Here is a 2,360-nt window from a genome sequence, read left to right as displayed (position 1 = left end):
CGGCGTGCGCGGTCAGTTGAGCAGGCTGCCCTGGAGTTCGGCGCGCAGATCCGGGGTCAGGACGTTGCCTGCGCGGTCGACCAGGAGGGCCATCTCGTAGCCCACGAGGCCGATGTCGCACTCCGGGTGTGCGAGGACGGCCAGGGACGAACCGTCCGAGATCGACATGATGAAGAGGAAGCCGCGCTCCATCTCCACCACGGTCTGGTTGACCGCGCCCCCTTCGAAGATCCGGGACGCACCGGCCGTGAGCGAGGTCAGTCCCGAGGCGACGGCGGCCAGTTGGTCGGCGCGATCGCGCGGGAAGCCCTCGGACATCGCCAGCAGAAGGCCGTCGGCGGAGACGACCACCGTGTGGGACACCCCCGGGGTGTTGTCCACGAAGTTGGTGATCAACCAGTTCAGATTCTGTGCCGCCTGGCTCATCGGACTCAACTAACGCTCCTGCTGGTAAGTGGGGCCAACATTGTGACTGCCGGTGGTCGGGCCGTTGCCGGCCTGACGTCCCTGCTGGATGCCCCGGCGGAGATTGGTCAGCCGGCCGCGCACGTCGTCGGGCGCACGCGAGACAGCCGGACCGGTCGGGGTGGTCTGGCCCTGTTCGGCCGTTCCCTCGACAAGATTTGCACGCGGCACGCGGCGCGGCAGACCCGAGGCGGTGATGCCTCCGGCCGCGGGCTCGCGGACCTGCTCGGCGCGGCGCCAGCGCTCGTCGTTCGCGGACGGCGCGGGGGCGGCGGCCGCCGCCGGGCGCGGCTGCTCGCCGTCACCGGCCTGCTGCTCGCCGGCCGCACCGCGGAACCAGTGCGACTCCAGCTCCTCGAAGAGCGGCGCCCGCTCGTCGCCTGCGGCGGGCAGACGGTTCTGCCCGGTGTCACCGGACCCGGCGGGCACGGCGAACTGACCGGTGTTGCTTCCCAGCGGGTCCTCGGCGAGGCCGGGCTGGGTGAACTGGCCGGTCGTGCTGTTCGGGTGCTCGCCGGAGTGCGGCAGGGCGAACTGCCCGGTGTCGCCCGGGAGGTGGTTCTGTCCGGTGTCGGACGGGTTGCCGGGGAGGGCGAACTGGCCCGTGGTGGTGGGCAGCTGGTTCTGGCCCGTGTCCGACGGGTTGCCGGGCGCGGGGAACCGGTTCTGTCCGGTGTCCGACGCGTTGCCCGGTGCGGGGAACTGGCCGGTGTCGCCGGGGAGGTGGTTCTGTCCGGTGTCGGACGGGTTGCCGGGCACGGGGAACCGGCCGGTGTCGCCCGGGAGGTGGTTCTGTCCGGTGTCGGACGGGCCGCCGGGGAGGGCGAACTGGCCCGTGGTGGTGGGCAGCTGGTTCTGGCCCGTGTCCGACGGGTTGCCGGGCGCGGGGAACCGGTTCTGTCCGGTGTCCGACGCGTTGCCCGGTGCGGGGAACTGGCCGGTGTCGCCGGGGAGGTGGTTCTGTCCGGTGTCGGACGGGTTGCCGGGCACGGGGAACCGGCCGGTGTCGCCCGGGAGGTGGTTCTGTCCGGTGTCGGACGGGCCGCCGGGGAGGGCGAACTGGCCCGTGGTGGTGGGCAGCTGGTTCTGGCCCGTGTCCGACGGGTTGCCGGGCGCGGGGAACCGGTTCTGTCCGGTGTCCGACGCGTTGCCCGGTGCGGGGAACTGGCCGGTGTCGCCGGGGAGGTGGTTCTGTCCGGTGTCGGACGGGTTGCCGGGCACGGGGAACCGGCCGGTGTCGCCCGGGAGGTGGTTCTGTCCGGTGTCGGACGGGCCGCCGGGGAGGGCGAACTGGCCCGTGGTGGTGGGCAGCTGGTTCTGGCCCGTGTCCGACGGGTTGCCGGGCGCGGGGAACCGGTTCTGTCCGGTGTCCGACGCGTTGCCCCGTGCGGGGAACGGGTTCTGGCCCGTGTCCGAGGTGCCGCGCGGCGGTACCTCGAACTGTCCGGTGTCGCCCGGGCCACCGGGCAGCGCGAACTGGCCGGTGCCGCCGGACGTTCCGGCCGGGGCCGGGGTGTCGTCGGTGATGGGCGCGAACTGGGCCGTGTCGCCCGGGCCGCCGGACAGCGTGGCGCCGCCCGGGGCCGGCTGGGCGAACTGCCCCGTGCCCTCGGCGTCTTCGTGGCCGCGCGGGGTCTCCTGCGAGGACATCGGCCAGTCGTCCACGGGGGCCTGTGCCTTGCGGCCGGCGGGGCCGCCGGAGTTGCCCCAGCTCGGGGCCTGGCCCCGGGCCGGAAGCTGCGGAGCCTGCTTGTCCGCCCCCGCCGGAGGCGGCACGGCGCCGCCCTTGCGGCCCGCACCGCCGCGCGGCGTGGTGTCGAAGAGGCTGCCCGCCGCGGCACCGCCGCTCGGGCCGAGGCCGGCACCGCCACGGGCCGGCAGACCGCCCGGAGTGG

Annotated in this window: 1 protein-coding gene and 1 pseudogene; both read right to left on the bottom strand. The window is 74.4% G+C overall.

The window, feature by feature from the left end:
- Positions 1-12: 12 nt before the first annotated feature.
- A complete protein-coding gene (locus tag HG542_RS32235) occupies positions 13-426 on the bottom strand; it encodes a roadblock/LC7 domain-containing protein (RefSeq protein WP_009714795.1) in 414 nt (137 codons plus the stop codon).
- Positions 427-435: 9 nt separating this feature from the next.
- Positions 436-2,360 (bottom strand): annotated as a pseudogene (locus tag HG542_RS32230) (histidine kinase); the annotation flags it as partial.

It is taken from the genome of Streptomyces morookaense, assembly GCF_013030945.1.
Classification (GTDB): Bacteria; Actinomycetota; Actinomycetes; order Streptomycetales; family Streptomycetaceae; genus Streptomyces; species Streptomyces morookaensis.
Note: the sequence above shows the minus strand (reverse complement) of the source record. Positions and strands in the feature narration are given on the sequence as shown.

Excerpts from the sequence above, each read along its gene's own strand:
- HG542_RS32235 (WP_009714795.1), bottom strand. The coding sequence starts at position 426 with ATGAGCCAGGCGGCACAGAATCTGAACTGGTTGATCACCAACTTCGTG.